Here is a 26,553-nt window from a genome sequence, read left to right as displayed (position 1 = left end):
GTTACTAACAACTATTAAAGAAGTTTGATCATCAATGAATAGGGAGCGGTTACAATATTTATTGGAAAGACAGGGAGTAGGGATAGCTTCCGACGAAGAACAGGCGGAGCTGGAAGCATGGTATATGACTTACGAAAGCCAGCCCGATTTCACCGAACGCCTGTCGGAAAGTGCATTGCCTGCCCTGGAAGCGAAAATGTTTGAAAAAATCCAAACTGCATTAGAACAGGAAAATCTGCACCCGATCCAATCGCAAAGACGTACATTATTTACAAGAATGCTGCGGGTTGCAGCTTCTATTCTGCTTGTTGTTATGGCGGGTGGAGGTTTATACTATTATTTCAGCCTGACTGGATTGATCAGGGAACAAACGGGTTACGGCCAGGTGCGCACTGTAATGCTGCCGGATGGCTCGGAAGTGACGCTGAATGGGAACTCAGAAATTACTTATCGTTCAAACTGGGGGAACGAACAGCTTCGCGAAATTAACCTGAAAGGCGAAGCCTATTTCAAAGTAATCCATACCAAAGACAACCGGAAATTTCGGGTCCGTACCGGGGAAGATTTTAGCCTGGATGTCCTGGGAACACAGTTTACCGTAGCCAACCGAAAAAGTGGAACGCGCATTGTCCTCGACCAGGGTAAAGTGCAGTGCAATTTGAATGATGAGGAAAATGAAACGCTGATTATGAAGCCCGGGGAAATGGTGAAATTCGCCGGTAATCCTTCCGACTATGTCCGGGAAAGCGTGGAAACGTCCGTATACTCAGCCTGGAAGGAGCATAAGCTGATTTTTAATAATACTACCCTGCAAGATGTGTCGCTGATCCTGGAAGACACTTACGACTTCAAAATACAAGCGGAGACGCCCGAATTGCTTACCCGCAAAATTACCGGCTCGGTGCCGACAGACAACATTGAAATCCTGATCCAGGGCATCGCCGAAGCGTCGGGCGTTATCATAGCCCGGAACGGAAAAGTATTAACAATTACAGATCGGAAAAGATAAGCAGGCCCGTTACCGCACTTATTTTTTAAAAATTTCACGCTGAAATGGCGGTAGGGTGGAGGAAATGTTACTATACATTCACAACGCAGAATTATATGCTTGTGATTGAACAGATTCCTTACTTAAAACAAACCCTTTTACAGCCTTTGCCTATGAAACGATTAATTATTACACTCAAACTTTTTGCGCTTTGCAGTTGCTTCCTGCCGCAAGTAACCGCGCAGTCCGTTGCGCTCTCGCGCGTGGACAATGTCAATGCTCCAAAAAGTAACCCGGAGCAAGCCGTCACGCTGGAAAGTAAACTGAGGGACCTGGAAAAGCAATTCAATGTTTCTTTTCTGTACAATTCCGGGTACGTAGCCGGTATTACAATTAAGGACTCGGGAAAAGCTTCATCCCTCGAATCTTACCTGAAAAGGATTCTGGAACCGAACAAGCTGGCCTTCCGGAAATTGAGAGACAACTTCTATGTAATTTACACCAAAGAAGAAATTGAAGACAGGGAAGGGCAGCAATCGGAAAAGGATCAGAAGACTTCGCGCATTCAGCATTCCCAATCCAATGCAGTGGCTTCCGCACGCGGTACCAGAGCCGATTTGGCAGCATTGACAGTGTCGGGCGTCGTTGCTGATGCGGTCACAGGTGAGCCATTGCCGGGAGCAAGCATCATTATCAAGAATACAAGCAACGGCACAACGACCGATAACACAGGTCATTACACGCTGTCCAATGTTCCTGAGGACGGAACGCTTGTGTTTTCTTTCATCGGCTACCTTTCCTCGGAACTTCCCGTGGAAGGCAGATCGGTCATGGATATGAAGCTGTCGGCGGATTCGAAAGCACTTTCGGAAGTGGTCGTAGTGGGTTACGGGTCTGTTTCCAAAAAAGATATTACCGGCGCGGTGTCATCGGTAGGCGGAAGCGAAATCCAGAATATGCCGCTTCGTACCGCATCCGATGCATTGCAGGGAAAAGCAGCCGGGGTAATGGTGACGCAAAGCAGCGGCAGTCCGGGATCTGCCGGTGTGGTGAGGATCCGCGGAATCGGTTCGATCAATAATTCAAATGAGCCCTTGTACATCGTCGATGGCCTTCCCCAAAGCGGGATCGGCTGGCTTAATCCCAATGACATCGAGACGATGGACATTCACAAGGATGCTTCTGCTGCTGCTATTTACGGATCGCGTGCATCCAATGGCCTGGTGATTATCACGACCAAAAGAGGCAGCAAATCCGAATCCGTTAATGTTTCTTTTGACAGCTATTACGGGCTGCAATCGCCCTGGAAGCGTCCCCAGATGCTTAATGCAGAGGAGTTTATCACATACAAAAACCGCGCTGCTGAGGCCGTGGGCGTAAATCTTCCGATTTCCCCGGCGATGAAAGACGAGGCTTTGGCATTTGTACGCGCCAACACAGGCCCGGAAGGCACCGACTGGTGGAAATACATCACGCAGAAAAACGCACCGGTGCAGAGCTATAACATTACGGTATCGGGCGGAAGCAGGAAAGTGGATTTTGCCTCATCGGTAGGTTATATGGATCAGAAAGGCATCGTGCGCGGCTCCGACTATCGCCGTATTTCGTGGCGAAACAATGTGAATGCTGATATCAATGAACGCGTACGGCTGGGAAGCAACATTGCTGTTGTGTACGAAAGCCGCCGCAACATTGATGAGAATAATCCTTTTTCAGGGACCATTTTCAGCGCCATGACCGCCGATCCGATCACGCCTGTTTACAGGGATAACCTTACCAATGTCCCTGCTTTTTACCAGACGATCATGCAGAATTACGATGCGAGCAATCCTTTTTCAAAATATGCAGGTGTACTTTATTCAAACAAGCCCAACCCGGTTGGTCAGATCGAAAGAATGCGTCAGAGTATCTGGGAAGGGATCAGTCTGAAAGGCGGCGCGAATCTGGAAGTGAAAATCATCGAGCCGCTCAAATTCAGGAGTAATTTCGGCCTGGACATTAACCGTGCATTGTCGAACGGATTTACGCCGCAGTATTATCTCAACGGATATGATTACAGCACATACAATACGGTGAGCAACTATTCGTATTGGTCCAATTACTTTGTCTGGGAAAATACGCTGGCTTTTGATCAGATATGGGGACAGCACCGGGTTAATGCGCTGGTGGGTACATCCGCAGAGCAGACAAAAGGACTCGAATACGGTGCTTCCAAGCAAGGCGTGGTTAACAACGACCCGGATATGCGGATCATCAACTCCGCCACGATCAATCCGGCTGCCTCAGGTTACACGTATTCCAATGCGCTGAATTCATTCTTCGGAAGGGTTAGCTATTCATATGGAGGTCGTTACGTTGTGACCGCCAATGTACGCCGTGACGGAACTTCACGTTTTGCGAAAGATTACCGCTGGGGGACTTTCCCTTCCGTTTCCGCCGCATGGAATTTCACGCAGGAGAGCTTTATCAAAGACGCCGCTCCGAAATGGCTGACGAGCGGAAAGCTGCGGGCGAGCTATGGTATGATTGGAAATCAGAATGTTTCTAACGGCGCCTATCTTTCGACATATGGAAACAACGGCCGCTATCTCTTTGGTAACAATACAACCGCTTACCTGGGTGCAGGCCGGAGCAGCATAGGGAATGCTATGCTGCAGTGGGAAACCTCTACGCAGACTGACCTGGGTCTTGATCTTGCATTTCTTGATGGTAAAATCAATTTCACTGCTGATTATTTCAATAAGGCAATCGACAACATGCTCCTTATCGTCCCATTGCCGACCACGCTGGGATATCCCAACTCACCCTGGTCGAATGCAGGAAAGATGGTGAATAAAGGCTGGGAATTTGCAGTTGGATACGACAATGCGGTTGGTGATTTCCAGTATGGCATCAAGGCAACTTTCTCGACTTTTACCAACAAAGTAACGACACTGGGCGGCGGAGAGCCGATCTATTCCACAGCCCACCTGGGTGAAACGATCAGCAAAACAGAAGAGGGCATGCCAGTGGGTTATTACCTGGGCTGGCTGACAGACGGGATTTTCCAGACACAGGACGAGGTAAATGCAAGTCCGCAAAAAGGGCTTTCTTCGCCCGGCGACATCCGTTTCCGCAACATTAATGGTGACAATATCCTCAATGCAGACGACCGCACCAAAATCGGGAACCCATGGCCGGATTTCATCTATGGATTTACGCTGAATGCAGCTTACAAAGGATTCGACCTGAGTGCATTCATCCAGGGCTCGCAGGGAAACGACGTCATGAACATTCTGCGTTACGACACCGAGGCCGGAACAGGCTGGTACAATGCTCCCAAAGGCTTTCTTGAAAAAGCGTGGAATGGCCCCGGTAGTACCAATGAATACTATAAGATTTCGCAGAATGCAGGTCTTAACACAAATGTGTCCTCTTATTTTGTGGAAGACGGATCTTACATGCGGATGAAAAACTTACAGCTGGGTTACAGCCTTCCGGCAGGGCTTTTACAAAAGGTTAAGACCAAGCAGGTGAGGTTGTATGTAGGCGCTCAAAACCTTTTTACCATTACCAAATACAGCGGACTTGATCCTGAAATGGGATCGACAGACCCCAAGTTAATGGGTATCGACCAGGGATATTTCCCACAGGCTCGCACCTGGATGTTTGGTATCAATGCAAAATTTTAAATAGATCCACTCTCGAATATATTCTTAAACAGGAATAGAAATATGAAAAAATTATCATTCATTATGCTTGTTTGGTGCCTGGTAATGACCGGCACATCCTGCTCCGATGAGTTCTTAGACCGTACCCCTCCGGGCAACCTGACCGACGAAACATTTTACAAATCACCCGATGCAGGATTCAAATCACTGATAACCTGTTACCGCGGATTTTACGATTTCTGGGGTTACGAGGCTGCACGTGCAGAATTGGGGAATATGACCACCGACGACAGCGACAAAGGCGGCTCGGATGCAGGTGACCGTCCGTTCGTGACCGACCTGGGCTTCGGCCGCGCGATCGCATCCAATGAAACGCTTACAGGCTACTGGACAGCACGTTACAATGCCATCGGTAATTGCAATGTTGCACTGGAAAAATTGCCCGAAGCGGATCTGATCGATGCCAGCGGAGCACCGCTGGATGAGACCCTGAAAAACCGCTACCTGGACGAAATCCGCTTTTTGAGAGCGATGTTTTACTTCGAGCTTGCCGAGGTTTTCGGGGGCGTGCCTTTGGTGACAAAAACGCTTACAGTGGATGACCGCACAAAGCTGAACCGTGCGTCGAGCAAAGAGATATTTGCATTTATCGAATCGGAATTGCTGGCAGTTAGCAGTGACCCTGCCATGCTCTCTGCCACGAGCATTCAGCCAGGTGAGATCGGTAGAGCGACGAAGGAAGCTGCGCTCGCGTTGCTGGCGCGCAGTTATTTGTTTTTCGCGAAAGACGACACTGCATTATATGCAAAAGCCCGCGATGCAGCCAAGAAAGTGATTGACTCCAAAGCATTCGCATTGCATCCACAATTCCAGGAAATTTTTCTTGAACATGGCTACAAGACCAAGGAAGCCGTGTTTTCCATTATAATGGGAGATGATCCTGCCATACCCATCAACGGAAGCACAACACCTGTATATTGTTCGCCTCGCGGAGCCACCGGCGGCTGGGGCTTTGATATGCCTACGCAGGACCTGGTAAAAGAATTTGAACCGGGTGATCCGCGTTTACTCTTTACCGTAATCCAGCCGGGCGATGTATTTCCAAAAGTAAACGGAACGAAAGAAGTCCTGGATTTTTCAACCTATCCCAACACAGGTTACCACAACAGGAAAGTGTATCTTCCGGAGATCCGGCGTGGCCAGGGTTGGGGAAATGATGCCTGGACATACCACCCGATCCGCTATGCCGATGTGCTTCTCATGTACGCAGAAGCATTGATTGAAAGCGGAGGCAGCAAAGCCGAAGCCGCAGACTATATCAACCAGGTTCGCAAGCGTGCTTCTGGCAGCATGAGAAAAGACGTGGAAGCCGTGTCAAGGGTTACCAGCATTTCCGCAAAGGCTTTGCCGGATGTGAAAGCAACCGACGATCTGCGCAAGGCAGTCCGCCACGAACGCCGCGTGGAGCTCGCTATGGAATACCATCGCCTGTTTGACCTTATCCGCTGGAATACGCTGGTACCAACCATGAAATCCTATGCGCTGAAACCTGGGTCAAATGGCAAAGGCGGAAATTTCACAGCAGGTAAAAACGAGATTTTTCCTGTTCCGCAAATCGAGATAGACAGGTCAGGCGGTTCTATCACGCAAAATCCAAATTATTAGAAATTACAGACTTGCCATGCTAAAATGTGGCAAGTCTGTATGCCTGAATTCGTACATTAGTCCAGCGTATCGGACTCATCAGTTACATACCTAATATGTTTCAAGTGAAAAAAATCTTGTATTTGAGCGGGCTGCTGTCGATTGGCCTGTTAAGCATTGCCTCTGTTTCCAGGAAAGAAAAACCGTTGTTCAGGGTTGTTGATGCCGGACCATCCGTTCCGGTAAATGGACCGGATTCGAGCCGGTTTACCTATACGACGGTTGTTTCGGGCTTAGACGAGCCGATGGAAATGGCCATTTTGCCTAATTATGACATTGTAGTTGCGGAAAGAAAAGGTGCTGTCCGTTACTTTGATAACAAGACCAGAGAACTCTCGACGATCTCTCAGTTTAATGTTTTCAGCGGCATTGAGGATGGTTTGCTAGGTGTAGCGGCGGACCCTGATTTTAAGAATAACAACTGGATATATTTCTACTACGGCGTAGGCGGCGATAGGCACGTCAGTCAGTTAACGCGTTTTGAACTGAAAGACCGTAAGTTGATACAGGAATCTAAAAAGGTGCTGCTGGAAGTGCCGACCCAGCGGCAGTATTGCTGTCATTCAGCCGGTTATCTCACATTCGACGCAGCGGGGCTTTTGTATTTATCAATAGGAGATAATACCAATGCAGAAGAAATAGAAGGGCATAACCCGATCGATGAAAGGCCGGGAAGAGAACTGGCCGACGATCAGGCATCGACGGCTAACAGCAATGATTTTCGTGGAAAAATATTGCGCATCAAGCCGGAAGCAGATGGAACTTACAGTATTCCTGACGGCAATCTGTTTCCGAAAGATGGTTCACTCGGCAAGCCCGAAATTTTTGCAATGGGGGTAAGAAATCCATTCAGAATGTCGGTGGACCCTAAAACCAAGTATGTATATTGGGGAGATGTGGGCCCGGATACCGAAGTGCCGGCCAGTGAAGGGAAGCTGAGCTACGACGAGATCAATCAGGCACGCAAGCCGGGCTTTTTCGGATATCCCTATTTCCTGGGTGATAACGAGGTTTTCCCGGACTATGATTTTGAAACAAAAAAAGAAGGCCCCGGAAAAGATCCGAAAGGCCCGATCAATGATTCGCCGAATAATACAGGAGTGAAAGAGCTGCCAGCCGCACAGCCTGCATTCATATGGTATGGTAAAGGTCCTTCCAAAAAGTGGCCGTTGGTGGAAAAAGGAGGAGCGAGCGCCATGGCCGGGCCGGTGTATTACAGTGATCTTTACCCCAATGCTCCCTATAAATTGCCCGATTATTACAGCGGGAAGCTATTTATCTACGATTGGATCAGGAAATGGATAATGGCTGTCACAATGGATCAGGAGGGAAATTATGTAAGTATGGAGCCTTTCCTGCCTCAACTGAAAGTGGTGGCGCCCATGGACATGCAGATCGCTCCGGACGGCGCCGTTTACCTGCTGGCATATGGAACGAACTGGTTTGCAAGAAACACCGATTCAGGCATCATTCGGGTTGAATATTCGGAAGGTAACCGCAATCCGGTCGCATCATTGAAAATTGATAAGACAATAGGAGCGGCCCCGCTTACTGTTGCGCTGTCGGCCAATGATTCGAAAGATTTTGACGCAGGCGACAAGCTTTCCTACGCCTGGAAAATCGGTGGTAAAACTGCTTCCGGCAAGGAACTGAAGCACACATTCAGTAAGCCCGGAACTTACAATGTGGTATTAACCGTGTCCGACCAGAATGGCGGCAAAGGAACAGCCACGACCCAGGTCAAAGTTGGCAATACGCCGCCTGACGTGACAATAGCGACAAAGGCAAACCGCAGCTTTTATTGGGATAATTCAGCGTTTGACTACCAGGTAAAAGTGAGCGATAAGGAAGACGGGAATGTTGATCAGCAGCGTGTTAAAGTAAGCTTTAATTACTTGCCCTACGGAAAAGACCTCGCCGGCGCCCTGACATCCGACGGAGAAACCGATCTCCGTTACGCCAGCACCGCTAAATTATACGCTTCGCTAGACTGTAAGGCCTGTCACACGCCGGAAACCAAATCAATCGGGCCAGCATTAAAGGAAATCGCAAAAAGATACGCTGATAAGGAAGGTGCTGATGCGCTTCTCGCCCGCAAGATCATTACCGGCGGAAGCGGTAACTGGGGATCATACCCGATGCCGCCGCACGCGGATTTATCCGAAACGAATGCGAAGGAAATTGCTGGCTATATTTTATCAATAGGGCGGGAATCTCAAAAAACGCCCCGTTCGAATAACGTGAAGCTTACGGAGCATATCGGAAAAGGAAATGAAGGCGCTTACGTTTTACAGGCCTCATATGCAGACAAAGGTGGCAACGGGATTGAATCGCTCAAAACCGCCAGCCACATTGTGCTCAAAAATCCGCTGATTCAGCTGGAAGATTACCATGAAGGCAATGTGAATGTGGTGATTGCCACCAAGAACACGGGATACATTTCTTACATCTCGCACATTACGCACGGTAAGTACACTCGTTTCAACGCCATTGACCTTAATCACATTAAAAAAATCCGGTTCCGCATTCAGGAACAAGGCATTGGCGGTACAATTGAAATGCGGCAAGGCTCGAAAGACGGTTTGCTGCTGGGCAGCTTAACAGTGCCGGAAGGAAAAGTCGCTGATCCGAAAACGGATTGGAAAGAGTTAGTAATGCCCGTTAAAGCGTCTGGTGGCATTCACGATCTGTTTTTTGTTTTTAAAAATGAAAATAAAAAAGGCCCGCTCTTCCATGTAGACTGGATGTATTTCGAAAATTGATCAGTTGTGGCAATTATTTCCGGATACCCGGGATAGGTTCACTTGCGCCTCTTCTGAACCCAGCTCCGGATAACTTTTACGACATAAAACAGCAGCAGTCCGGCAAAGATGATATTGAAAACTTTCCCGACCGTATCAAAAGCGCTTTGGTATTTGTTGCCAAAATAATAGGCTATGAAAAAGACGAGCGACGACCAGGTGAGCGTTCCGATGAAGGTGTAGATCAGGAACTTTGTAAGTTTCATTTTGACGAGCCCTGCCGGAATGGAAATGAAGGTTCGGAACGTCGGCACCATTCTTCCCCAGAAAACAGCCGCGGTAGAGTGCCTGTGGAAGAACCGAAGCGCTTTTTGATACGATTCGTCCGAAAGACCGATCCACATGCCATTTCGGCTAACCCACTTTTCCAAACGGTCATGCCCCACTTTATTCCCAACCCAATACCAGAACCCCGCTCCCGCCAGGGAGCCTGATGTAGCGGAAAGAACGGCAAAGAACGGATTCATTTCACCCTGAGCTGCGGTTATACCGCTGATAGACAAGATAATTTCCGACGGCAAAGGCGGGAAAACATTTTCCAGGAGCATGAGAAGAAAAATGGCAATGTAACTGGCTTGATCAATAAATTTCTCAATCAGGGAAGTCATATGGGAACGCGTGCAATGTTAATTGGAAGTTGAATATGGCTAATGTGTGGATATGTGTCCAAACAGAAGTATGTCAGGAAAATACACCCTTTTATTCGGTATCCCAATCGGCTGCAATCGGCTATGGATTAAAACTAGTGCACATTTTCAGTCGGGCGCGTTTCAAATTTGTCTCAAATACCCCCTTAATATGTTTGAAATGACCACAGTTACAGGATCTTTGGTTTGGTAATTTTGCTGCTGTTCAATCTTTACTAACCAAATCTACTTACGTATGAGAAAGATAATCGCCGCTATCAATATGACGTTGGATGGTTTTTGCGACCATACGGCGGTTTCCCCGGATGAAGCAGTGCACGATCATTATGGAGAGCTTCTGAAAAGCGCCGGTGTTGCATTGTACGGCCGGAAAACTTATCTGCTGATGGAATTCTGGAAGGACCTGGCAGAACATCCGAGCGGGGAAAAATCGATGGATGATTTTGCACTGCAAATGGATGCGATCCCCAAAGTTGTATTTTCCAGAACATTGCAGCATGTGGATTGGAAAAGCGCAAAAGTCGCTGCCCGCGATCTGGAAACCGAAGCGCTGGCGCTCCGGGAGGAAGACGGCCGCGATATTCTGGTTGGCAGCCGCAGCCTGATCATCGGCTTGCTGAACCTAGGCCTCGTAGACGAATTCCAGCTGATGGTCCACCCGGTTGTTGCACGAAAAGGGCTGCCTCTTTTTGAAGAACTGGCCGACGGGGTTATTTTAAAATTGACAAAAACCCAGACATTTGCCAGCGGTGCGATATTACTTTACTACGCTCCATCGAAGGAATCATAGCAAGGTTAAGTAAAATAAGTTTTTGTCCGGTTACAACCTTTCGGGTGTTTTTTGTACCTTTTAAAGGAACAATTAAACTTTGATATGAAAAGATATATCGCCCTGGTTTTGTTGATGCAAAGTTGCTGGCCGATCCAACCGGGCAGCAGAAAGAATGGTGAATTTTTGAATGATGTGGTTCGTCTGGACGAATTCAATTCTGAATTCGACGACTATAATTCCGATCTTCCCTATAATAAATCCGGACATACTTACCTGACATTTTCCTCTAAACGGGACAGAAAGAATGTGTTTAACCTCGTCAGTTTTCCGGCGCAGTTTACGTACGACAAACGTCTAGGTCTGGAAAAATATAATCCGGGCGGCGTTCAATATGACAGTTTTGTGGACAAAGGTGCCCTTGAAGGCATGATTAACAGGGCAAACGGCACTTTTAATGTGTTCGGGCCAAAGACATTGAAATTCGGATATGACATTCAGAGTGATTATACGAAAAGAAATTTTTTTCTCTTCTACGCAGACGATTCGGAAGGGGATATGCAGATCAGATATTTTTTAAATGACGATAAAGGGATCTCAGGGCCATTCAACTTTGATATTTTAAATTCCAAAAAGGACGATGGTTATCCCAGCTTTTCATATGCAGGCGACAAGATCTATTTCAGCTCCAACCGGGATGGTAACTTCGACATTTACGAGCTAAGTATACCAAGAAAGGAAGGTGAACAGGTTACACCGGAAAGTTTGCTGCACCCTGAATCTTACAAATTGCGGAAGGTAGAAGAGCTTTCAAGCCCTGGCGATGATAAATGTCCGTATTTTCAGGATGGTATGATGGTTTTTGTGTCGGACCGCTCTGGTGGTTTTGGAGGATCTGATGTTTACTATGCGAAGCTTGATGGCGAAAAATGGAGTGAGCCGGTTAATGCAGGTCAGCGAATAAATAGCGCCAACAATGAATACAGGCCCATTCTTCCAGCTCAAATGCATTTCAATTATCCCCTTATGATTTTTTCCTCCGACAGGCCTGGCGGCAAAGGCGGTTTTGATCTTTACATGTCGGGATTGACTAAGCAGTAGCAAAGCCTCACGAATGTAAAGCGTAAAGGTCAGGATGCGGGCAATATTTATTTGCGGTTCCGGTGCTTACAAAGCGGAATATGAATTGCAAATAACTACTTTGCAAAGTTTTAGATCTAGTTTTACAAACAGTGGCTGCAACTATCTTTCAGAATGCGATAAAGGGCGATCCGCATGGCTTAACGAACCTCTGGAACGAGGCATTCGAGGCCAGGGCATTGTGGGGTAACAGGATATTTTGTTTGACCTTTTTGGTTTGCTATCCATCCACGTCCATTCTTTATTACCTGAATGGCAATCCCAATTACCGGTCTATTTTTCTGATACAACTGGCTTGCAGCGGCTTGGTAGCAGGGATCATTTTCCTGCATTTCAGAGGGAAATTAAATAGTCAGCATGCTTCCTTTTACAGCCGGATCCTGCTGATTATTTTTCATTCGTTTATCCTCGCCCGTTTTCAGACTCTATATTATTACGACCTGAGTATCAACCTGACGTTGCAGCTGATATTCTCGATTTGGGTTTTGCACTGGAAGTTCAGCTATGCCCTCATCAGCTCGGTTGCCACCATTCTTTTTTTCTCATTAGCGCTCTATATCAAAGGAGCGGATGTGTTGGTTCACTTTCTGAAAGAGGGCGGCTTTTTCTATTTTCTGGGCCAAAGTGTGTTTCCATTGGTATTGCAAATGCGCTATAACAAGCAGTATAGGGAGTTTATTTATTTCAACAGCTTACAAAGACAAAATAAGGAGCTGGAAAAGCAAAACCAGCTCGCCAGAGAGGCAATGCAGGCCAAATCCGATTTCTTGTCAACTATGAGCCATGAGATCAGGACCCCGCTGAATGGGATTGTAGGCGTTATCCACTTGATGTTGCAGGAAGAATTGCGAACGGATTTTCAGAGAGAATTGGTCGGGACGTTGAAGTTTTCGTCCGATCACCTGATGGCCGTCGTCAATGATGTTCTTGATTTCAATAAGATAAATTCCAATCATGTCAAGCTTGCCAGGGAGCCGTTCGACCTGTATGTTTTGCTTAAAAATCTTGAAAAAACCTTCATTCCCCGGGCCCAGGAGAAGGGGTTGAACCTGATCTTTGACATTGATCCAGCATTGCCTGCGCAACTGACCGGCGACCAGGTCCGTCTCAACCAGGTTTTTACCAACCTGATTCATAATGCGGTCAAATTCACGGAGAAAGGATTTGTAAAACTGGCGGTGAAGGAGCAAAAAAGGGATGAAACCCGGATATCCTTGCACTTCGAGATCAGCGATTCGGGAGTTGGCATTGCGTCGGAAGACCAGTCTTCTATTTTTGAAATATTTATCCAAAGTAGCAGTGAAGCAAAGCGGGGTAACCGCGGAACGGGGATCGGGCTGGCGATAACCAGAGAGCTTTTACGGCTTTTCGGCAGTGAAATTAAATTAGAAAGTGAGGAGGGGCTAGGGTCGAATTTTTCCTTTGACATTGAATTCGACTATTCTAACCAGCAACTGGTGGTGGAGAAGCCGGCGCGCGTAACGGTCGCTATTCCCGATGCCCGGATTCTGGTCGTCGATGACAATGCAGTTAATTTACTGTTTGCCACCAATCTGCTCAAAAAGATCGGCTTGCAATACGATAAGGCCCAAAATGGTTGTGAAGCGGTTGAGCGGTTCAACAATCAACATTATGATTTGGTATTAATGGATCTTAAAATGCCCGTAATGAATGGTTTTGAAGCTACCCAGCTCATCCGTGCACAAGGCTCCACTACACCCATAGTCGCCCTGACAGCCTCTGCGTTTACAGATGAGCGTGACAAAGCATTAGCTAACGGATTTTCCGGATATCTCGCGAAGCCTTATGTTCCGGGTGACCTCTACGATATCCTGTTTACTTTTCTCAAAACGGAGGATGACAGCAGTTTGCCCAAACCGCAAGCACAAGTCCTGGCTCAGGATCATTAATGCGCATTCACCGCTATTTTTTATCAAAGAACTCCCCGAAATGCCATAACACTCCGGACGGATCGTGGACAAAACACTCGCGGCCCCAATGCTCGACACGAACAGGTGTGAGCCGCACGCCGCTGTATTTCGCCGGAAGATCGAGTGCAACAAGCTCGTCCCACGTGCTTTGCACATTTTTTACTTCCATGAATATCATTGTGTTGTCGATCCAATCCCGGACAAACGCGTCCTGCAGGTAAAAGCCAACATTGTCTGTTTTGAAAAGAGACATATCCGGTGAGATCACAACTTCTTCAAAGCCCATATCGCGATAGAAATTTCGGGATATTTCAAAGTCTTTGCTCCCTATAAACGGCCTTATGGATAATGACGATTGTTTCATATTTGTGAGTTTTCAGACCCCTCGCTGTGCGGCAAGATTTAACGGGTTAGTTTAATGAATTTTTTCACTTCTTTCGTTCCTGAGCCGTTGGAAACCTGGATCGTGTAAAGTCCGTCGGGCAGTGCCGAAGTTTCAAACTGATAAGGCTTCCCTGAGAAGTTAACATCTCTCGAAAAGAGCATTTTACCGGCTGCATTGAAGACTCGAAGGTTTCCCTCAGGTGTATCCTTGCTTGCCTCTACTGTTAGCTGTTCTGCAACCGGATTCGGGTAAACCGAGAATCCATTCGCCTGGTTAAATGTAACATTACGGATCATACTAAGCGCAAAAGTTCCGTCCTGATCTACCATGCTCAGGCGATATAAATTTACGCCACTTGAAGGATTAAGATGGGGGAACTCATATTTTTTAACCTCAAAGCTTTCCTTGCTAGCCTGCACTCTGCCAATTATTTCCCAGGACTTGCCGCTGTTAAGGCTGTGTTGTATTTCAAAATAGCTGCTGTTCACTTCACTGCTGGTCGACCAACGGATTTGCACAGCATTTTCCTTTTTCTCTGCCTTGAACTCAACCAGCGTAACCGGCAGGCTCGCGCAATCGGTCTCAATTTCTTCCTGTGAGTTGCATCCGGTGTTATTTCCGTAGATGGTGACAACGTCCGGACTGCTAGTTTTCAGGTAAGCGCATATGCCGGCTACCGCGCAGGTGCCCAGGCTTACGTTGTCGGTAATGGTGAGCATTTGTTGCAGCAAAGTGAGATTGTTCAAATCGCTTAAACTTTCAAGTGCTGGGTTGGAATCCAGCAAAAGATGTCCACCTATCGTTGTTAGATTATTTAACCCTTTGAGTGAGGTCATGCCATTGTTACCTATAATGCTTAAGACATCGGTTACTGAGCCTAAGGATTCAAGCCCTGAAAGGTCCGTCAGTGCCTCATTTTCGGAGATAACAACATTATTTACACTCTGGAACTTACCAATGCCGGCCAAACTTGTTAATGATGGATTTTGACCAATCCATAATGTAGAATACGGCCCGATAGATTCCAGGTTGTCTAAGCCCGACAAGGACGCCAGTGAACTGTTATTTATGATCAGTAAGCTGCTGTTCATCCTCGTAAAAGCCGAAAGGTTGCTGATATCAGTCAGATTGGCGTTACCGGATAGGATAAAACCAGGCTCATCCGGAACGATCCCGTCAACTGTGGTGAGGCCGTCCAAACCTCTCAAACTGGTTAATCCATTATTGTCTAAAATCAGAAGCTGCCCGTCAATTGTGGTAACATTTTCCAGTCCTTGCAGGTCAGTCAGCGCGTTGTTGGTAACAATCTGCAGCATTGTCAATGAAGTAAGTTGGGACAACGCCTGAATGTTGGTTAATGCGCTATTATTGGCAATGATTAAAGAACCAATGTCAGTAAGCCCGGCAAGCCCGGTAAAGCTCGTCAGGGCGTCGTTATCCGCAATGGCCAGGAATTCCGACACAGCAGTTATACCATCCATACCGGTCAGATCAGTAATTAAATCATTGTCTTCGATGATAACCAGGTTGGCGCTGGACAATGCCAGATCGCTTAAAGTCGTGAGTGCGGCGTTTTGGTAAATGTATAGCGTCCCGACAGAAGTAAGGTTGTGCAATCCGTTCAGATTCGTTAACAACGGCATTTCGCTGATGTTAAGCTCGCCCCCGATCGTTGTTACATTTGAAAGCTGCTGAAGCGTTGCGAGGGACGCGTTGTCACTGATGATCAGGTCGCCGCCGTATGTTGTAAAATGTTCTATACCGGCCAGGCTGGTAAGTAAGGGATTGGAAATTATTGAGATATCATCCTTAATAGCGGCGATGCCTGAAAGCGCCTGAATGCTCGCCAATGCCTCATTGTTCGTTATATTAAGTTCGTCGCCGAGGTTTACAATATTCTGCAATCCTTGCAAGTCAGTAAGCAGTGGGTTGTCTTCTACGTACATGTCGTCGCCCACGGACGTCAGGGTGAGGCTGCTCAGCGTGGTTAAGGACGCATTATCATAAATATCGAGATCATTGCCCACAGCCGTAACGTTTTGCAAGCCAAGCAATGTTGAAAGGGCACCATTTCCCGACACCAGCAATTTCCCCGGCACATCTGTAATCCCTGAAAACCCTGTTATATCTGTCAGCAACGGGTTCTCAGAAATTTCGAGGTCGTTTCCGATTGCTGTAATGTTCTGAAGACCGTTCAGAGTGGCTAATCCCTCGACAGTCTGGATGTAAATTCCTCCGCCCACACCGGTAATGACGGCCAATGGAGAGAGGTCAGTAATGTCAGGAGTGAGGGGCTGGCCAATAATGGACAGATTCTGCGGCAATGTAACGCATCCGGGATGATCGGTGGGAAAGGAGTTGACTTCATCCTGCGTAGTAAGAACAACATCACCCGCAGGGCACTGGGCAAATGAGGTAAAAGGCAGCAAAAACGCAACGAAGCAGTAAAGTTTTTTCATGAAAAAGGGTTGAGTATAATTGAATTACGAAAAGTACAGCTAATATTATGTATTCCATATTAAAGTTTCGGAGACATTGCTGTACATCACCGTCTTAACCGTCATTGCCTCTCATTCTTAGCAGCGGGCACCGCCTTTGAGGGATTCGCCGGGATGGGCGCGCGGCGTGAGCGTAATCATTGTCCCTTGCGAATGTTCTCCTGGTACGAAGAATCCCGAAGCACAAATGGTTGCCTGGTGGAATCGATTGTACTAAAAATTTTTCGAAGAATCGTAATCCTGCAAAGCATGATGAATGCGAAATATCCTAATATTGTCAAATTTATATGCCCTGATAAAGGCGAGGTCTGTGTGATTGCAGTAATTAACAACAAGAATGAGTTTAAAACATAGTGACAAGGCATCTGCGGCAGGTCTGTTAGTCGCGTTAGGGATTATTTTTGGAGATATCGGAACCTCCCCATTGTATGCAATGCAGGCCATTATCGGCGGTGAGGCCATCGCATTGGATGTTGTTTACGGCTCGGTGTCCTGCATTTTCTGGACATTGACATTGCAAACCACTGTAAAGTATGTAATTCTGATCCTGCGGGCCGATAACAATGGTGAAGGCGGCATATTAGCCCTTTACGCCCTGGTACGGAAAAATGCAAAATGGCTCACTATTCCAGCCATAATCGGGGCCAGTACTTTGCTGGCAGATGGGATTATCACGCCGCCCATCTCGGTTTCGTCGGCCGTGGAAGGTCTTCGCATTCTGTATCCGCATATTCAGACCATTCCGATTGTCATCGGGATTCTCACATTGTTGTTCATCATCCAGGTTTTTGGGACCACAATTGTAGGTCGGGCATTTGGGCCGGTGATGCTTGTCTGGTTTTTAATGCTGCTCGTCCTCGGGCTTTCGCAGGTGCTTTACCACCCCGAAATCTTCAAAGCATTCAACCCTTACTATGCTTATCAGCTTTTGGCGAACCATCCGGGAGGTTTCTGGCTGTTGGGGTCCGTTTTCCTTTGTACGACCGGAGCCGAAGCATTATATTCTGATCTCGGACATTGTGGCCGGGGCAACATCAGGATCAGCTGGATCTACGTTAAAACTTGCCTGGTTATCAACTATTTCGGGCAAGGTGCGTGGCTGGCGATGCACGTTGGAGAGACATTGAATGGACGAAAGCCATTTTATGAGATCATGCCCGACTGGTGGTTGTTGCCAGGGATTTGCGTCGCTACGATGGCCACCATTATAGCCAGCCAGGCGCTCATCAGCGGCTCGTTCACCTTGGTTTCGGAAGCCATCCGGCTAAATCTATGGCCCAAAGTCCGCCTGATTTATCCAAGTGATCAGAAAGGACAGCTTTATGTGCCGAGTGTAAACTGGCTTTTGTGGGCGGGATGCATTGGTATCGTATTGTATTTCAAAGAATCATCGCATATGGAAGCGGCATATGGGCTTGCCATCACGCTCACCATGATCATGACTACTTTGCTATTTTCGTACTATCTTTTTGTACATAAAATAGCAAAGCTCTGGGTAGGCGCATTCATGGTTGTTTACCTGGCTATCGAAGGCTCGTTCCTTGCCGCCAATCTTTTGAAGTTCCCGCATGGCGGCTGGGTTTCCCTGGTACTGGCAATCGTCATCGCAGACCTGATGGCCATGTGGCTGCGGGCGAATGTTATTAAACTCAGACTGACAGAATTCGTGGATCTGGACAAATATATCCCTGCGCTCAAAGAGCTTAGCAATGATATTAGTGTTCCCAAGTATGCCACGCATCTGGTGTTTATGTCCAATGCGGCTGCGGACGACCAGATCGAAAACAAAATCATTTATTCAATATTTCAAAAGCGGCCTAAACGGGCGGATATCTATTGGTTTGTGCACGTGGAGACGACCGACGAACCGTACACCATGGATTACCACGTTAATGTAAGGGCCGAGGATGATGTGATCAAAATCAATTTTATTCTGGGTTTCCGGGTCGAGCAGCGCATTAATATGTTCTTGCGCAATGTGGTGCAAGATATGGTGCGCAATAACGAGGTCGACATTACCAGCCGGTATGAGTCACTCAACCGCCAGAATGTGACGGGTGACTTCCGTTTTGTGGTTCTTGAACGTTACTTGTCTGTTGAAAACGATCTTCCATGGCATGAGGAGTTTGTTATGAAGTTTTACTTCGCCATCAAGAGCATTACCAATTCAGAAGCCCAGTGGTTTGGCCTTGACAACAGTTCGGTGAAAGTGGAAAAGGTGCCGCTGGTTATCAGTTCTTCGAGCCAGATCAGAATGAGACGGGTATATTAGATTAGCGCAAAGATTTCTTCAATCATGGAAGTGCCGATTAAAAATAAGCTGAACGGGAGTGAGCTTTTCAGGATCAAGAGAATGAAGGGTATTTTTTGAATATACCAGAAATCGGCGCGAATGTTCAAAGTCTACCGCCGGTGTAGAGTTAATTTTGCCCGTCCGCAAAACAACGGACGTGCCTTTAACTCACCATGAAAGTTTTTGCTTTTACCTTACTGATTTTACTCACTTCGATTGCCTGTATACAGGCGCAAACCATCTCCGGCAGCGTAGCCGACCGGCAGACCAAACAACCATTGGCATATTGCTCAGTGGCACTTTTCAAAAGCCCGGACTCGACATTGGTAACCGGCTTGCTAACCTCTGAAAATGGCGCTTTTAAGTTCGAAAATGTTACACCGGGCCCTTACTATATCCAGACGCAATACATTGGTTACAGCAAGGCTACGTTTCCCGTGCCCGCTTTTAGGGCTCAAAACACCATTGAACTAGGCCAGATTCTCATGGACGCGGATCCCCGGACATTACAGGAATTGAATGTCACGGCCGACCGCCAGTTGCTCGAAAAGATTCCGGCCAACACCATTGAAAATGTTGAAGTGATCACATCTCCCTCGGCACGTTTTGATCCGGACGGCAAATCGGGGATCATCAATATCACGACAAAAGCGGCACTTTCGGGAAGCAGATCATTTTCAGCCAATGTGCAGGCAGGCCTTCCGGCCATTTACCGTTATGATAACCTGCACAATCCGCTCCGTTTTGGCGGCGATGTCACATTCAATGCGCGTTCCGAAAAATGGGACGTCAGTTTGAGCGGGAATTACCTGCGGAACGATATCGCAGGGCAGCGAACCGGCGATGTAAATACAACAATCGGCCAGGTATTCACTTCGTTTCCATCGGATGGGGAGCGGAGTTTTATCCGCTACAATTACACCGCGAGGGGTTCAGTATCATTTACTCCTCGTTCGAGCGATGCATTTTCGGTAGGTTTTTATACAGGGTTTCGTTCCCAGTCGAGGCGTGCCGATATCGTTTATAATAACACAAAAACGGACCTGCAAACGGGTGATGTGATCATATAATCAGCGTATCAAGAATGTGGTTAATAGGGTCAACAGTGTCTATAATGATACGATCCTCAACCGCATTTACACCAATGCTGGCCTGGCAACGTCCTGGGGACTTGAAGCAGGCAGCACATCGGACATTGCCCAACTTATCCGCCAGAAAAACCTTCCTGAAAGGTAAGCTGGCCGCAACATTACAATGGCAGAATGTCGATCTTGGCCTCCTGGGCTCAAACCGGCAACGGATCACCACATTTGGGAAAGATTTTTTCACAACAACCAACTACATTCAGGAGACAGATATCTTTCTTTTAAACCTGAGCTATAACCTCAACCAAACGTCCAAAAAAGGCAAGCTGCCAGCCAGCGAATTTGGAGAAAAGGAGTTCTGACGAGGCACCTCAATGCGCTGGCTTTTTGCACGATTTCATATTTAACATTAGGGTCATATTCGGGCGCTGCGGATGGGTTATTTTCGTTGCTTTGAAGCGCCCATGAAAAAAATTAAAGTTGTATTTTTTGCAGAAATCCTGATTCCCGACTTCGATGGCGCGTCGCGGACTATGTTCCAGCTGCTGGACAGGATTGATGCCAGTCGCTTCGATTTTTTGTTCGTATGCGGGAGCGGGCCGGACCGGATCAACCAGTTCGAGTGCATTAAAACGCGCTCATTCAGCATCCCGCTGAACCCCAAATACAAGCTGGCCATCCCGTCCTTAACGGCCGACGAAATCACAATACAGCTGGAACATTTCAACCCGGACGTGGTACACATTGCCACGCCGTCGATCCTGGGACACTTTGCACTGGCGTACGCCAAAGAGCGGCAACTGCCTGTCATCAGCATTTATCACACGCACTTCCCGAGCTACATGGCTTACTATTTCAGTTATGTTCCATTTTTGGTCAAACCCGTGGCAGATCGGCTTACCACAATCCAGAACAGGTTTTACAATGCCTGCGACCGGGTGTATGTCCCGTCTGTAAGCCTGGCCGATGAGCTGGTGTCCACCGGAATGTCTGCCATGAATCTCAGGATCTGGCAGCGTGGCATTGATACGGCGCTATTTTCACCGCACAAAAAAGATCCGCGGTATTTAGAACGGCTTACCAACAATTCGCTTCCTACGATCCTGTTTGCAAGCCGGCTGGTTTGGGAAAAAAATCTGGAAACATTGATTGCTGTCTATGCGCTTTTGAAAGCCCAGGGCTTTGCCTGCAATTGGATCATTGCAGGAGATGGTACGGCGGCAAAAGATTGCATGCGAAAAATGCCGGACGCGATTTTCGTCGGAAAACAGGACCATGACGCATTAGCGGTTCTTTACGCATCGGCCTCTGTTTTTATCTTTCCGTCCATATCCGAAACATTTGGTAATGTCGTGCTGGAAGCGATGGCGTCGGGTTTGGTGCCCGTTATCGCCGACGGCGGTGGCAGTAAAGATATAGTCGAAGATGGCATAAACGGTTTCAAATGCGACCCGGATGATGCCCATGCATATGCAGAAAAAATCCGTCGGGTCATTCAAAACCCAACATTGCAGCAGCGTATGTCTGCCAATGCGGTAGATCATAGCAAAGCGTTTAACTGGACAACACTGGCTAAGACCTATTTTGATGACCTGCATGAGCTGGCAACCTCATTTACGAAAAACCTGAAAGTTTGAAATTACATCCGCTTCTCATAAAAATCCTTAAAGCGTTGCTTCTGGTGAGTATGCTGGTGTTGCTCTGGCAATATCTGAAAGTCATCGACCCGCATCAGGTGCAGGCAGCTCTGGCGAAAGTGGGAGCGGGTTTTGGCTGGGTCTTACTCAGCACCTCAGTGGCTTATGCGCTGGGGACATTGGGCTGGTGGTATTGCCTCGGCAACGCGAAAGGATCCATCCCGAAAACCGATCTTTTCATGATCCGGCACGTTTGTGAAACCGTCGGCCTGTTCAACCCTGCAAGCTTTGCGGGAGGCGATATGCTCAAAATTGTGCTGCTAAGGCCTTACCCGGTGAACGAAACCAAAGTTTTAACATCCGTAGTCATTTCCCGGTTGTTGATGGTTGCAAGCCAGATATGCCTTCTGATTTTAGCATTAGTATGGTTCTCGCTTAAAAACCCATTACCGATGGCCGCGTTGTTACCATATAAATCTGTCCTACTGGTGCTTATCATCTGCCTGCTGCTGGTTTTTATTTTGTATAAAATTTATGGTTTTAATTTAAATGCTGACAAAAATCCAAAGTTGGCACGCATAAAATCCCGGCTCGCCAACCTACGCGCAGAGCTGGCTGATTTTTATCATGCATATCCCAGGCAACTCGCATTTGCATTTGTTCTGTTCACCCTGCATTGGGTAGTCGGTTCGCTGGAATTTTATATTGTGTTAAAACTCTTCGGCTACAATGTCACGATCGCCGACGGCCTTTTGCTGGATATGGGCGTTATCTTGGTCAAAGCAGCCGGTGCTTTTGTGCCCGGGCAGGTGGGGGTGGAAGAATTTGGTAATAAGATCATGTTGTCACTATTGGGAATCAGCAGCATTCCGCTGTGGCTGTCCGTTTCTGCTTTGCGCAGGGCACGTCAGCTGTTCTGGATCCTGGTAGGGGCCATTTTCTATTCGTTTTTTATATACAAAAAGCGCCTCTACTCCTGACTATGGAAATCCTGTTTGTCAGCCACAAATTTCCCCCAGCGGTTGGCGGAATGGAAAAACAAAGTTTCGAGCTGGTTACCGGGATGGAGCGTTACTGCCGCGTCCACCGCCTTGTATATGAAGGAAAAGGAAGCCGGTTTATGTTCTTCCTAACGCTGCGGCGCAATATCCTGCGAATCTGCAAAGCGCACCCCGGGATCACCGTTATCCACTTCAATGATGCCCTTCTGGCAACATGCTGCCTGCATCACAAAGGTTACGAGCATCTTAAACGCACAGTAACATTGCACGGGCTCGACGTCGTATTTCCAAGTGAAATATATAGAAAGCGCGTCCTCCCGAAATTCAACCGTTTCGACCTTTTCATCGCAGTAAGCCGGGCCACCGCAAACCGGGCGATTGCATTGGGAATTGATCCTCGTAAGACGATCGTTATCAATAATGGCGTGGATGAAGTGCGCGGAGAGGCAATTCAGCATTCAACAACCAGTCAGGAAGTGCTGGAACGATATGCCATTCCCGCAAATAGGCATTTGCTGGTTGGGGTAGGCAGGGCGGTGAAGCGCAAGGGTTTCTCCTGGTTTATCAGGGAAGTCGTTCCCAGGCTGGATCCCCGCTTTTTTGTGTTACTCATCGGTCCTTTTGATAACCGTCCGGGCTTTTTTGAACGCATATTATCGCTCGTTCCCGGCAAGCTGCGGGAACGGATCATGCTTTTCCTGGGCTTCGGGTCCGATGCGGCAATGATCAGGGCTCTGCTGAACAATGCTGACTTCACGACATCCGTAAGGCATCTGGGCCGCCTGCCTTCCGGGGATAAAAAAGTGATATTACAAGCGTCGGAAGCATTTATTATGCCGAATATCCACATCAATGGTGATATGGAAGGTTTCGGGTTGGTGTGCATTGAAGCAGCCCTGGCGGGAGCACTGGTATTTGCAGCGGACATGGACGGCATTCCCGATGCCATCCAGCACGGTAAAAATGGCTTTTTGCTTCCAAGTCAGGACGCAAATGCCTGGTCAACAATGCTCAATGAAATCCTCACTGATAGGGGAAAGTTCGAGGGGAACAGGCAAGCTTTCCGGGAGTTTACAGCCGCAAATTACAGTTGGGATAAAATGGTTAGGGCGTATTACAGCGCTTTTGCCAAATGATCGGAACCATATTTTACACCGGTTTTGACTTGCCAGGAGAATCGAGCGCTTACGGGATGGTGGTCGGATAGGGGCAGGCCTTTTTCATTATTGAAATCATTGTTCAAAAAAGAATAGCTGGTTGCCTGGAGGTCTAGCGTTTCGCTGCTGCGGAAAAATATTTTGTCAATCGTTTCACTGCTGTCGCTCAGGTTCAGGATGTTGGCTAAGGGGATTACTTTGGATGCATCAGGCATTTTCCCGCTGTTCTTATGGTTGATCCACGCATCTTGCAGGCCGTTTTCCTTTGTCAGGATCTGAATGTTGTCATAGAAAAAACCATAACGTCCGTTTAAGTCACCCATCAGAACAACCGCATTACCAGCCGAATGTTCGCGGATAAATTTTGAAAGCTGTTTGATATTTTCACGACGTGCCGTAGCGGCAGGCTGCGTATTGTAAGCATTTGAATGAACATTATAAAAATCAATGAAAACATTCAGCGCTACTTGTATCCTGGTGTAGGAAAATCCCTTGGGAGTCAGGCAATCGGCACCGGTGCAATCATCCCAATTCACGCGGACAACATTGCTCAAAGGGAATTTCGACAACGTGTTCAGGCCATCGCCAAACGGGACGGGGCCTTTGGTTTCGGTACGGTAGTTGTGGACATCATCGCCGTCATACAATTGGGTATGATAATTAAAATCTTCCTGAACATGCACAATGTCAAAAGCCTGTAATTTCTTGCCAATGGCTTCAATGCTGGAAGCCCTGGGCGTTTTTGCGCTGGAAATGATCGCTGGCAGACCGGCAATGTTGTAGCTGATGGCTGAGAACTGTCCCCTGGTTTCATTTTTCATAAAACTGTTCTTTCCCATCTGCAAGTCAATCACGGTCGACCCGTTGGTGCGTTCGGTGCTGTTGCATGTCAATACAAGCACGAAAAGTCCCCACACGCTCAAAAATCTTTTGTTTCTGCAATTAGCTGGCATCGTCATTGAATTAGTTGATGCCAAATTACACTTGCAGTATGACCTCAATGAAGAGCAGGTGTTATTGAATCGTTAAATCTGTGACAAGCAGGAAAACAAATTGTATTTTTGAAAAAATGTTGATGGCGATCTGTAACGACTGCATGAAGGTCAAGCAAGAATTTAAAGCCGGACTAAGGCATGGATAAGCCCGAAATAGAATCTCTCAAATGAAGGTCTGGTTAGGTTGGGCGTGTTGCCTTTGTTTTATTTTTATATCCGCGTATGGTCACGCGCAATCCCGCAGTCCTTTCGCAGATGCGGAAAGCAGCCGTGAGAGGATCATCAGCGAATACACCAGGCCCGACTCACTGCTTGTTGTCACAAAAGAAAAGTATAACCAGGCAATTGCTGAAAATAATGATCTCACAGCGGCGGGATACCTGCAGCAGATCGGCCGTATTCTTTTTCTCTCCGGTCACTATCCGCAATCGCTGGAATATCTGCTCAAAGCAGATAAAATTTACCGGGCCAAAGGCGAGAAGAAACTGCTCGCAGAAAACCTCGCTATGCTCGGCGAGCTTTACTACCGGAACAGGCAATCACCCACTGCCCGAAAGCAATATGACGAAGCGCTTGACCATTATGAGGAACTGAAAAGCGGGGCAGGCAGGGCGGACATTTTCGGCCGGATAGGGCATTTATATGAAAAGAAGCAGGATTATGACAGTGCTTTTTACTTTCAAAACAAAGCCCTGGAAGCATATCAGCAGGAAAATATGCGGGAGGGAGTCGCCAAGATCTATGAAAACCTGGGAAGCATTTATGAAGATCAGGAACGTTATGATTCGGCTTATGCCAATTTTGACCGGGCTTACAAGATCAACCGGCAGCAGGGACATGAGCAGGCGCAGATTGAAGTGCTGAATAACCTGGGTGATGTTTTGCGCAAAACGGGCCAGTATCGGAAAGGGCTTCATTTCAGCTTTCAGGCCATGGAGCTGGCGCGCAGGAAGGATGATTTTTACCAGCTTTCGGGCGCATACAATGATATCGCAAAGGGATACAACTTCCTGAACAAAAATGACAGCGCCTTCTATTACCTGGCATTAAGCCGTGAGTATTTAACCAAAATCTATTCGCAGGAAAGCAACAAGCAGCTCGCACTACTGCAAACGCTCTACGACATTGAGCAAAAAGATAATGAGATTGAACAACTAACACAGGCCAGAAAAGCCGATCTGATGGTCTCTGTCGCTATTGGTGTAGTGGTGGTGCTGGTTATCCTCATTGCAGGGCTGGTCATCAGCAGGCAGCGTCTCAAATTCAGGAACGAGCAAAAGCTGCATGCACAACACAAGCAATTCCTTGAAGCCCGAAACCAGCTGATGGAAGTGGATTTGAAAAATAAAAAGTTACAGGAAGAAAACCTGACACAGCAACTGGAGATCAGGACAAAGGAACTCAGCAGCTATACATTGCACGTCATCCGTAAAAACCAGCTGCTGGAAGATCTGCAAACAAAACTCGACGAGCTGGGCAAAGAAGACAAGCGCGACCAGAAAAAGCAGATCCGGCAACTCGCCGAACAGATCCGCCTTGGCCTGAGCGACGACCAGCATTGGGAAGAATTCAGGACGATATTCGAGCAGGTGCACCAGTCCTTTTTCGACCGCTTGCAACAGCAATCGGACTCGCTCACCTCCAACGACCTGCGCGTGCTCGCATTAATGAAGATGAACCACACTTCCGCCGACATTGCAACACTCCTCGGTGTTTCCCAGGACAGCCTCCGCGTCATGCGGCACCGCCTGCGCAAAAAGTTGAACATCCAGCAGGGCGACAACATTTCAACCTTCATTCAGTCGATTTAGGGACTTCACATTAAGATAACATTGTGGTAACAGAATGTTAATGGTGGAAAATTCATTTGTA

18 protein-coding genes are annotated in these 26,553 nt (G+C 47.5%); 14 read left to right on the top strand and 4 right to left on the bottom strand.

Annotation, left to right across the window (positions count from 1 at the left end):
* Positions 1-34: 34 nt before the first annotated feature.
* The 4 genes from NFI80_RS08450 to NFI80_RS08435 all read left to right on the top strand — a co-directional run bounded on the left by NFI80_RS08450 (position 35) and on the right by NFI80_RS08435 (position 9,104).
* A complete protein-coding gene (locus NFI80_RS08450; RefSeq protein ID WP_235163442.1) occupies positions 35-1,009 on the top strand; it encodes a FecR family protein in 975 nt (324 codons plus the stop codon).
* 152 nt (positions 1,010-1,161) lie between these two features.
* Positions 1,162-4,659, top strand: coding sequence for a SusC/RagA family TonB-linked outer membrane protein (locus tag NFI80_RS08445; RefSeq protein WP_235163443.1), 3,498 nt, complete (start codon positions 1,162-1,164; stop codon positions 4,657-4,659).
* A 42-nt stretch (positions 4,660-4,701) separates the two neighbouring features.
* A complete protein-coding gene (locus tag NFI80_RS08440) occupies positions 4,702-6,303 on the top strand; it encodes a RagB/SusD family nutrient uptake outer membrane protein (RefSeq protein WP_235163444.1) in 1,602 nt (533 codons plus the stop codon).
* 104 nt (positions 6,304-6,407) lie between these two features.
* Complete coding sequence (locus tag NFI80_RS08435; protein WP_235163445.1) at positions 6,408-9,104, top strand: PQQ-dependent sugar dehydrogenase; 2,697 nt, start codon at positions 6,408-6,410, stop codon at positions 9,102-9,104.
* A 38-nt stretch (positions 9,105-9,142) separates the two neighbouring features.
* On the opposite strand, the gene NFI80_RS08430 is transcribed toward NFI80_RS08435, so the two are convergent.
* Positions 9,143-9,751 (bottom strand): DedA family protein, encoded by a 609-nt coding sequence (locus NFI80_RS08430; RefSeq protein ID WP_235163446.1) that lies wholly within the window; start codon positions 9,749-9,751, stop codon positions 9,143-9,145.
* Positions 9,752-10,025: 274 nt separating this feature from the next.
* Here NFI80_RS08430 and NFI80_RS08425 point away from each other — a divergent pair, with 274 nt between their 5' ends.
* The 3 genes from NFI80_RS08425 (at position 10,026) to NFI80_RS08415 (ending at position 13,609) form a co-directional block, all read left to right on the top strand.
* Positions 10,026-10,580 carry a dihydrofolate reductase family protein gene (locus NFI80_RS08425; protein ID WP_235163447.1) on the top strand — a complete coding sequence of 185 codons (555 nt, stop codon included), beginning with the start codon at positions 10,026-10,028 and terminating at the stop codon, positions 10,578-10,580.
* 84 nt (positions 10,581-10,664) lie between these two features.
* Positions 10,665-11,660: a TolB family protein gene (locus tag NFI80_RS08420; RefSeq protein ID WP_235163448.1), complete on the top strand. Its 996-nt coding sequence runs from the start codon at positions 10,665-10,667 to the stop codon at positions 11,658-11,660.
* A gap of 131 nt (positions 11,661-11,791) precedes the next feature.
* Positions 11,792-13,609 carry a response regulator gene (locus tag NFI80_RS08415; protein ID WP_235163449.1) on the top strand — a complete coding sequence of 606 codons (1,818 nt, stop codon included), beginning with the start codon at positions 11,792-11,794 and terminating at the stop codon, positions 13,607-13,609.
* A gap of 13 nt (positions 13,610-13,622) precedes the next feature.
* Here the strand turns inward: NFI80_RS08415 and NFI80_RS08410 are convergent, their stop codons facing one another.
* The gene (locus NFI80_RS08410; RefSeq protein WP_235163450.1) at positions 13,623-13,994 is read right to left on the bottom strand and encodes a VOC family protein; all 372 of its coding nucleotides are present in this window, start codon (positions 13,992-13,994) and stop codon (positions 13,623-13,625) included.
* 38 nt (positions 13,995-14,032) lie between these two features.
* Complete coding sequence (locus NFI80_RS08405) at positions 14,033-16,474, bottom strand: T9SS type A sorting domain-containing protein (protein ID WP_235163451.1); 2,442 nt, start codon at positions 16,472-16,474, stop codon at positions 14,033-14,035.
* A gap of 376 nt (positions 16,475-16,850) precedes the next feature.
* On the opposite strand from NFI80_RS08405, the gene NFI80_RS08400 reads away from it, so the two are divergent.
* The 6 genes from NFI80_RS08400 (at position 16,851) to NFI80_RS08375 (ending at position 23,665) form a co-directional block, all read left to right on the top strand.
* Positions 16,851-18,785 (top strand): KUP/HAK/KT family potassium transporter, encoded by a 1,935-nt coding sequence (locus NFI80_RS08400; protein WP_235163452.1) that lies wholly within the window; start codon positions 16,851-16,853, stop codon positions 18,783-18,785.
* A 194-nt stretch (positions 18,786-18,979) separates the two neighbouring features.
* Positions 18,980-19,876 (top strand): carboxypeptidase regulatory-like domain-containing protein, encoded by an 897-nt coding sequence (locus tag NFI80_RS08395; RefSeq protein ID WP_235163453.1) that lies wholly within the window; start codon positions 18,980-18,982, stop codon positions 19,874-19,876.
* A 44-nt stretch (positions 19,877-19,920) separates the two neighbouring features.
* Entirely contained in the window at positions 19,921-20,253 is a 333-nt protein-coding gene (locus NFI80_RS08390) for an outer membrane beta-barrel protein (protein ID WP_235159068.1), read from the top strand.
* Between the two features lie 102 nt (positions 20,254-20,355).
* Positions 20,356-21,528, top strand: coding sequence for a glycosyltransferase family 4 protein (locus NFI80_RS08385; protein WP_235163454.1), 1,173 nt, complete (start codon positions 20,356-20,358; stop codon positions 21,526-21,528).
* On the top strand, positions 21,525-22,508 hold the full coding sequence (locus NFI80_RS08380; RefSeq protein WP_235163455.1) for a lysylphosphatidylglycerol synthase transmembrane domain-containing protein: 984 nt from the start codon (positions 21,525-21,527) through the stop codon (positions 22,506-22,508). The genes NFI80_RS08385 and NFI80_RS08380 overlap by 4 nt, the downstream gene beginning before the upstream one ends.
* A 50-nt stretch (positions 22,509-22,558) precedes the next feature.
* Complete coding sequence (locus tag NFI80_RS08375; protein ID WP_235163456.1) at positions 22,559-23,665, top strand: glycosyltransferase family 4 protein; 1,107 nt, start codon at positions 22,559-22,561, stop codon at positions 23,663-23,665.
* On the opposite strand, the gene NFI80_RS08370 is transcribed toward NFI80_RS08375, so the two are convergent.
* On the bottom strand, positions 23,644-24,645 hold the full coding sequence (locus NFI80_RS08370) for an exonuclease/endonuclease/phosphatase family protein (RefSeq protein ID WP_235163457.1): 1,002 nt from the start codon (positions 24,643-24,645) through the stop codon (positions 23,644-23,646). The genes NFI80_RS08375 and NFI80_RS08370 overlap by 22 nt on opposite strands.
* A gap of 203 nt (positions 24,646-24,848) precedes the next feature.
* Between NFI80_RS08370 and NFI80_RS08365 the strand changes: the two genes are divergently transcribed.
* Positions 24,849-26,492 (top strand): tetratricopeptide repeat protein, encoded by a 1,644-nt coding sequence (locus NFI80_RS08365; protein ID WP_235163458.1) that lies wholly within the window; start codon positions 24,849-24,851, stop codon positions 26,490-26,492.
* Positions 26,493-26,553: the final 61 nt, after the last annotated feature.

This window comes from Dyadobacter chenhuakuii (assembly GCF_023821985.2).
In the GTDB taxonomy this organism is placed as follows: Bacteria; Bacteroidota; Bacteroidia; order Cytophagales; family Spirosomataceae; genus Dyadobacter; species Dyadobacter chenhuakuii.
The sequence above is the reverse complement of the archived record's forward strand: the minus strand, read 5'-3'. Positions and strand labels throughout refer to the sequence as shown.